6 protein-coding genes are annotated in these 7,118 nt (G+C 61.8%); 5 read left to right on the top strand and 1 reads right to left on the bottom strand.

The window, feature by feature from the left end; translation table 11 throughout:
* Positions 1–50: 50 nt before the first annotated feature.
* Positions 51–941, bottom strand: coding sequence for a LysR substrate-binding domain-containing protein (locus ACSFE6_RS30480; RefSeq protein ID WP_435431085.1), 891 nt, complete (start codon positions 939–941; stop codon positions 51–53).
* A gap of 118 nt (positions 942–1,059) precedes the next feature.
* On the opposite strand from ACSFE6_RS30480, the gene ACSFE6_RS30475 reads away from it, so the two are divergent.
* The 5 genes from ACSFE6_RS30475 (at position 1,060) to ACSFE6_RS30455 (ending at position 6,674) form a co-directional block, all read left to right on the top strand.
* On the top strand, positions 1,060–1,524 hold the full coding sequence (locus tag ACSFE6_RS30475; RefSeq protein WP_435431084.1) for a (2Fe-2S)-binding protein: 465 nt from the start codon (positions 1,060–1,062) through the stop codon (positions 1,522–1,524).
* Positions 1,524–3,728 (top strand): molybdopterin cofactor-binding domain-containing protein, encoded by a 2,205-nt coding sequence (locus ACSFE6_RS30470; RefSeq protein WP_435431083.1) that lies wholly within the window; start codon positions 1,524–1,526, stop codon positions 3,726–3,728. The genes ACSFE6_RS30475 and ACSFE6_RS30470 overlap by 1 nt, the downstream gene beginning before the upstream one ends.
* A 5-nt stretch (positions 3,729–3,733) precedes the next feature.
* Positions 3,734–4,624, top strand: a complete 891-nt coding sequence (locus tag ACSFE6_RS30465; protein WP_435431082.1) for a LysR family transcriptional regulator — start codon at positions 3,734–3,736, stop codon at positions 4,622–4,624.
* A gap of 131 nt (positions 4,625–4,755) precedes the next feature.
* Positions 4,756–6,252: a PAS domain S-box protein gene (locus tag ACSFE6_RS30460; RefSeq protein ID WP_435431081.1), complete on the top strand. Its 1,497-nt coding sequence runs from the start codon at positions 4,756–4,758 to the stop codon at positions 6,250–6,252.
* 170 nt (positions 6,253–6,422) lie between these two features.
* Positions 6,423–6,674, top strand: a complete 252-nt coding sequence (locus ACSFE6_RS30455; protein ID WP_435431080.1) for a DUF1652 domain-containing protein — start codon at positions 6,423–6,425, stop codon at positions 6,672–6,674.
* The last annotated feature ends 444 nt before the right edge of the window (positions 6,675–7,118 follow it).

The raw sequence follows: 7,118 nt of genomic DNA, 5'->3' as shown, positions 1-7,118 counted from the left end.
CCCACAGGGGACGGTGCTCAATTGTGGGAGCGAGCCTGCTCGCGAAGGCGTCAGCCCTGGGTGCGCAAGGCCAGCTGACGGATCGCTTCGACCACGGGCGCTACCTGCTCACCCTGTCCCGGCGGCCAGACGGCGTACAGGTTGTAGTGCGCCGGAATCTGCGCCGCGTTCAGCGCCACCAGCGTACCGGCGCGCAACGCATCCGCCGCCAGCAAACCGCGCACCAGCCCCGCGCCGACCCCGGTTTCGGCAGCGGCAATCAGGTTGGCCGCATTGTCGAATACCACCCGAGCGGGCGGCTCGCTGGGCGTCAACCCGGCGGCATCCAGCCACGGAATCCACGACCGGCGCGTATACCCCAGCAACGGCAATTGCAGGACCTGCGCCGGGGTGATCGGCACTTGCAAACCATGGCGAGCGAGCAGTGAGGGCGAGGCGACCGCCAGCACACGATCGCCACAGATTTGCGTCATTTCGCAGTCATCCCAATCGCCATAGCCGTAGCGCAGCGCCAGGTCGACGCGTTCGAATGAACTGCGATCGGTACGCGGCATCGATAACAGCACCACCTCGTGATCCGGCAACAGATCAAGCAATTGCGGCAGGCGCGGGTTGAGCCAGCTCTGGGCCAGCTCACTGTCGACATCGAGGGTCAGGCGTTGCGTCACGCTGCGGTTTTTCACCGAGGACAACGCCCGGTCGATCTGGGCCATGCCATCGGCCAGCACGCTGGCGAACAATTGCCCGGCGTCGGTCAGGTTGCTGCCGCCGCCTTCGCGCACGAACAGCGGCTGGCCAATGAATTCTTCAAGGGCGCGGATCTGCTGGCTGATGGCGCTGTGGGTCAGGTCAAGCTTGCGCGCCGCGCTGGAGAAGCTTCCGCTGCGGGCCGCCTGGATGAAAGCACTCATGGACTGCACCGACGGGTATCGCTTGTACATGCTGTTAGTCCTACTTACACAGGATGGCAGAAATCGTCGCTGGCCCGAATTTACCGGGGCTCCCAATAATCGATCACCAGGCCTGCACAAAGACGGGCCGCTCTCCTGGAGCCTGACAATGATCGAATTCTCGGTAAACGGCATACGACACGAGCTGGCAGAAACATCGTCCGCCGTGCCCTTGTTATGGGTGTTGCGCGACCACTTGAAACTCACCGGCACCAAGTTCGGTTGCGGCATGGGCCTGTGCGGTGCCTGTACCGTGCACCTGGATGGCGTGGCGGTGCGCTCCTGCCAGTTGCCGGTGGCCGCCGTGGCGGGCCACGGCATCACCACCATCGAAGGGCTGTCGCCCACCGCGGAGCATCCGCTGCAACTGGCCTGGGTGGCCGAAGATGTCCCGCAATGCGGTTACTGTCAATCCGGCCAGATCATGTCGGCGGCGGCATTGCTCAATACCGGCGCGGCGATTACCGATGATTCGATTCGCAATGCCATGTCGGGCAACCTGTGCCGTTGCGGCACCTACGCCCGTATCAATAAAGCGATCAAGCGCGCGGCCACCGCGCCGAAGGAGGCGTGATGAGCATCGAGCCGATCGAACTGCCACGCCGGGTCTTTCTCAAACAGGCCGCGACCGTTGCGTCAGGGCTGGCGATCGCCTGCTACCTGCCTTCGGGCATCGCGGCATCCGATACGCAGGCGCCTGCATCGAGCGCCGCGTTCGAGCCCAATGCCTGGGTCCGGGTGCTGCCCGACGGCACGGTGAAACTGGTGGTGCACAAGCACGATTCCGGTACGGGCACCCACACCGCGCTGGCCGCGTGCGTGGCCGAGGAACTGGACGTCGATCCGATGACCGTACAGGTGATCAGCCCGGAAAACCCTTTCTTTGAAACCTACATTCACCCGGTCTGGAAAGTCTTCTCCACCGGTGGCAGCACCAGCGTGTCCCTGGAATATGATCGCTTGCGCATGGCCGGTGCGACCGCTCGCGCGCTGTTGATTCAGGCTGCGGCCAAACAGTGGAAGGTCAGCCCCGACAGTTGCACGACCGACGCCGGTCGGGTGGTGCATGCCCTCGGCAAGCGCAGCCTCGGCTACGGTGAGCTGGTGGAGATCGCCGCGCAATTGCCGGCTCCCCTCAACGTCACGCTCAAGGACCCGGCGCAGTTCCGCTACATCGGCAAGCTGCGGCACAAACGCGAAGCGGCGGCCAAGGTGTGCGGGCGTTTCAGCTACAGCATCGACCTGGATCTTCCGCAGATGCTGGTGGCGGTCATACAACGTGCGCCAGTGGTCGGCGCCAGGGTGCTGGCCGTCGACAGCCACGCGACGCTGCAAGTGCCGGGCGTGCGTAAAGTGATCGCGATTCCCGGTCGGCCGGACATCCTCGGCGGCAATCTCGAGGGGGTTGCCGTGCTGGCCGACACCTATTGGGCGGCGCACCATGGGCGTGAGCAACTGAAGGTGCAATGGAGCGATTCGCCGCTGGCCGATTTCGACAGCGATGAACTGGTCAAGGCCCAGGCCGCCGCCATCGATGACAAGCACGCACAACGGGTATCGGCCTTGAAACAAGGGAATGTTGAGGCTCAGTGGCCGCAGGCGGCCAAGCTGATCGAAGCCGACTATCGCATGCCCTACAAAGTGCAGAATCCACTGGAACCGATCTGCATCACGGCTCAGGTCTCGGGCCATGCGATCACCTATTGGGGTGGTGTGCAGGTACCCTCGTCGGCGCTGGAAGCCGCACAAGTGGTGTGCGGGATCGACCAGGCCAACGTCACCATCAACGAGTGGGTGTCCGGGGGCAGTTTCGGTGCGCGGGAAGCCAAATACTGGCTGTTCGAAGTGGCGTACCTGGCGCAACACACCCAGGTGCCGGTCAAATTGATGAACAGCCGCGAGGACGAAATGCGCGCCTTGTTCATGCACCCCGCGACCCTGCATCGTGCCAAAGCGGCGCTGGACGCCGAGGGGCGCTTGATGGCGTTGCAACTCAACGCGGTTTCCCCTGCTTCGCCGGAGCAATGGGAGCCGGGCTATTTCGAACGCCCCGACAAAATGGATTACAGCACCACCGAATCCATCACCGCCTGGGATTTTGCCTATCGCCCGGCCCATCTCGACCTGGTCTGGGTCCGGCATGAGAGCGCGGTGCCCAGTGGCTGGTACCGCTCGGTCAGCTTCATTCCCAACGTGTTCGCCGTGGAGAGTTTCATGGATGAATTGGCCCATGCAGCGGGACAGGATCCTCTGGCCTTCCGCCTGGCCAACATGCAGGAGCGGCCGCGGCATGTCGCTGTCTTGAACCGCGCCGCCGAACGCGCCGGTTGGGGGCAGCCACTGCCACCGGGAACGGCGTTGGGCATCGCGACGAATCAGGGCTATAGCAGTTTCATCGCCGTGGTGGCGCGGGTGGCGCAAAAGGACGGCACGGCTGTCGTCGAAAAACTCACCTGCGTGGTTGATTGCGGCCTGGCGGTCTCGCCGGGGGGCGTGGAGGAGCAAATCTACGGTGGACTGATGTGGGGCCTGGGCCATGCCTTGTTCGATCGTATGGATATCAAGCAGGGCAGGGTCGTGCAGAGCAACTTCCATGACTATCGCGTCGCGCGCATGTCGGACATGCCGCCGGTGGACATTCTTATCGTCGAGGGCGAGCCGGGCAAACCCGGTGGTGTCGGTGAGCTGGGCAGCCCGTCGGTGGCGCCCGCGATCGCCAATGCACTGTTTCGCCTGACCGGTGTGCGTCAGCGTTCAACGCCACTGAAACTGGGATAACCGCCATGGACTTGCGATTGCTGCGTTATTTCATGGCGCTGGCCGAGGAGCTGCATTTTGGCCGCGCCGCCACGCGCCTGCACATCTGCCAGCCGCCATTGAGCCAGCAGATACGGTTGCTGGAGGAGGAGTTGGGCACGCCATTGTTCGAGCGCAGTCATCATCGGGTCGAATTGACGGCGGCCGGGCAGGTGCTCAAGGAGCAGGCGCCACTGGTGTTCGAGCAACTCAACCGGGCACTGGACCTGACACGTCAAACCGGCCGAGGACAACTGGGGCAGCTTGAGATCGGCATGATCAGCTCGGTCATGGTCGGTGTACTGCCGCGGGCCCTGCATCAGTTTCGCGAGCGCTATCCGCAGGTGACCTGGCAGTTGCATGAAATGACCCCGGCGGCGCAAGTCAAAGCGTTGAAGGAAAAACGCATTGATGCCTGCGTGTTCCGGGTGGGCTACGACGATCCGCAATTGCGCAATGAATTGCTGATCCATGAGCCGATTCGGGTGGTCATGCCCGCGGATCACCCGCTGGCCCGGCGTGAGTGTGTGGCACCTCGGGATCTGGCCGGGGAACCGTTCGTAGCGCTCGAACTCAAGCAATCGAGGTTTGCCGACTTTCTTTTCCAGTGCTGCATTCAGGCCGGATTCACACCACAGATCCGCCAGCAGGTGATTGAAGTACAGACGCTGCTGAGCCTGGTGCGAGCCGGCTTCGGCGTGGCACTGTTGCCGGCGTCCATCGAGCAGATGTCCCCGCCGGGGCTGGTGTTCCGGCGCCTGACCCCAGCCTTGCCGGAGGTGCCGTTGTACGCCACGTATCGCGCGGATGATGATTCGCCGGTGCTCAAGCTGTTCCTCGATACCTTGCGTGAACGGGTGCTTGAAGACGCTCGCTGAACCTTGTTTCAACCAGATCGCTTCATCGTTGATGACCTTCGCGAGCAGGCTCGCTCCCACAGATTCTTCGCACTATCGCAAGCCCCGACGGTCGTACGCTTCACAGGGGTATCGCAATGTGTGGAGAGACCATGAACCAGGACGTCCTGACCACCGAAACCAGTCGCCGCCAGTTGCAGCAGATCATCACCGGTCTGTCCGACGGGGTCATTCTGCTGGAACTGGACCAAACGATTGTCTGGGCCAATGACGCCGCGCTGGCCATGCACGGTGTCAAACGAATCGGCGAGCTAGGGGCCAACGCGAAGGAGTATGCGCGGCGCTTTGCCTTGCGTTATCGCAACCATCACCCGGTGCCGGTCGCCAACTACCCGATCAGCCGCGTTGCTCGCGGTGAAAGTTTCAGCGATGTGCTGGTCGAGGTCACCCCGGTCAATGGCGAAGAACGCACCTGGGTCCACCGCGTGCGCAGCCTGGTGGTGACCGACCGTCACGGCGAGCCGGAATCCCTGGTGCTGATCATGGACGATGTCACCGACTGGGCCAGTGCCGAGCAGCGTTTCGAAAAGACATTCGCCGCCAACCCGGCACCGGCGGTGATCTGCCGTCTCAGCGATCTGCGCTACATCAAGGTCAACCCGGGTTTTCTGGAAATGACCGGCTATGTTCGCGATCAGGTGATCGGCCGTTCGACTTATGAGCTGGACGTGTTGGACCAGGTCGAAAACAAGGAGCTGGCCAAGCAACGCTTGCGCGAAGGCGCGACCATTCCGCAGATGCAAGCCGAATTGCGCCTGGCCGACGGCGGCAACAAGCAAGTGATCGTCGCCGGCCAACCCCTGGAGCTCAATGACGAACCCTGCATGCTGTTTTCCTTCGTCGACATGGAGCCCCGGCACAAGGCTGAAATTGCCCTGCGCCAGAGCGAAGAGCGCTTTGCCAAGGCATTTCGCCTGTCGCCGGTACCGATTCTGATCTGCAGTGCGGACGATCAGGTGGTGCTGGACGTCAACGAAGCGTTTCTCAATACCCTGGGTTACTCCGGCGAGGAGGTCCTGGGTGAATGCATTAGGCAGATCAACTTCATCGAAGACAAGGGTGCGGGGGCACAACTGTTTGCAACGCTGGGAAAGCACGCAAGCTTGGATCGCATCGATGTTCGTCTGCGCAAGAAAAACGCGCAGATGATCGATTGCGCGGTATCTGCGGACACCGTGAACATTCAAGGCAATCGCTGCTACCTGTTGGTGTTGATGGACATCACCGAGCGCAAACGCACCGAGCTGGAGCTGGTGGCGGCCATTGAGGAGGTGATGAAGGATGCCTCGTGGTTCAGTCGTACGCTGATCGAAAAACTCGCTAATGTGAAAAACGTCAACTCACCGCAGTTACCCAGCGCGTCTTTCACGGATTTGACGGCTCGGGAGCGCGATGTGCTGGGTTTGATTTGCGAAGGCCTGGCCGACAAGGAAATCGCAGCGCGCCTGAAGCTGGCGCCGAACACGGTGCGCAATCATGTGGCGACCGTGTATTCCAAGCTTGACGTGCACAGTCGCAGCGAAGCGATCGTCTGGGCCCGTGAGCGTGGGCTGTTTTGCGCAGACTGGCGATCCAAGGGGCAACGCTAAGGTGCAAATGCACCAGGCGATGGGGTGCAAATGGGGGTTCTGAAGCATCTGTGGCAGACCTTAGCCTGAGCGTGTCGGAGCATCCGCACACCCTTTGACGTCGCGAAAGGAACAGCCATGACTCACGAACCTATCACCGCCGCCGTATTGCGTCGCCGGGGTCAATCGCAATGATTTACCTGGCACAACTACGATCGCAGCTTGAGCGGACGTTTTCGCCACTGGCGTGTGAGTGTAATGTCACAGGCCATCATTCCCTGACCGTCAAGCTCTACCATCCCGTGTCCGGTCAGGTTGATCTGGTGGTCAGCGGCTTGAGCGTGGCGAATCTGCAAACCCCCGAATCGATTGCCGCGCTGATCGAAGAGTTGCGTTATGAGCTGGAGAGCAACACGTTGCGTCGCTCGGATCCCGTGCGCTAGTTTTTGTCGGTTTTGACTACTGCGCAGGCCGTAGAACCCACAAATGCGGTGCTTCCGTCGGTTACCCGTGAACTTTTTGGCAGTGTTTTGTTGTCACAAACTTGTCGATCACTTTTCGCGGGTCATCCTATGAACAGTCTTGGGAAACGCGTTTTTACACCGCTTGCACTCGTTGTCGTAATGCTGGGTGGTTGTGCCAGTCCGCCGCCACCTCCCGCTGCACCGGCACCACCGCCCGTGCGTACCTGCCAGGCCATGGACAAAACCGATGTGCTGGGCGATGTGCGTGGCGAAAATGGCCAGGTCACTCGGCTCACGACCACCACCCGGTGTGTCACTCAGTAGATTCGCTCATGCACCAGCCCCTGTAGGGGGGGGGGGGGGGGGGGAGGGGAGAAAAAAGACGCGCGCTCGCGGGGAGGTGGCGCTTGTCTTTCCTACACC

Source organism: Pseudomonas baetica (assembly GCF_051216495.1).
Classification (GTDB): domain Bacteria; phylum Pseudomonadota; class Gammaproteobacteria; order Pseudomonadales; family Pseudomonadaceae; genus Aquipseudomonas; species Aquipseudomonas baetica_B.
This window is presented reverse-complemented; position numbering and strand designations above follow the sequence as displayed.

Bases quoted from the DNA above. Each gene is read 5' to 3' on its own strand.
- ACSFE6_RS30480 (WP_435431085.1), bottom strand. From the start codon at position 941: ATGTACAAGCGATACCCGTCGGTGCAGTCCATGAGTGCTTTCATCCAG.
- ACSFE6_RS30475 (WP_435431084.1), top strand. From the start codon at position 1,060: ATGATCGAATTCTCGGTAAACGGCATACGACACGAGCTGGCAGAAACA.
- ACSFE6_RS30470 (WP_435431083.1), top strand. From the start codon at position 1,524: ATGAGCATCGAGCCGATCGAACTGCCACGCCGGGTCTTTCTCAAACAG.
- ACSFE6_RS30465 (WP_435431082.1), top strand. From the start codon at position 3,734: ATGGACTTGCGATTGCTGCGTTATTTCATGGCGCTGGCCGAGGAGCTG.
- ACSFE6_RS30460 (WP_435431081.1), top strand. From the start codon at position 4,756: ATGAACCAGGACGTCCTGACCACCGAAACCAGTCGCCGCCAGTTGCAG.
- ACSFE6_RS30455 (WP_435431080.1), top strand. From the start codon at position 6,423: ATGATTTACCTGGCACAACTACGATCGCAGCTTGAGCGGACGTTTTCG.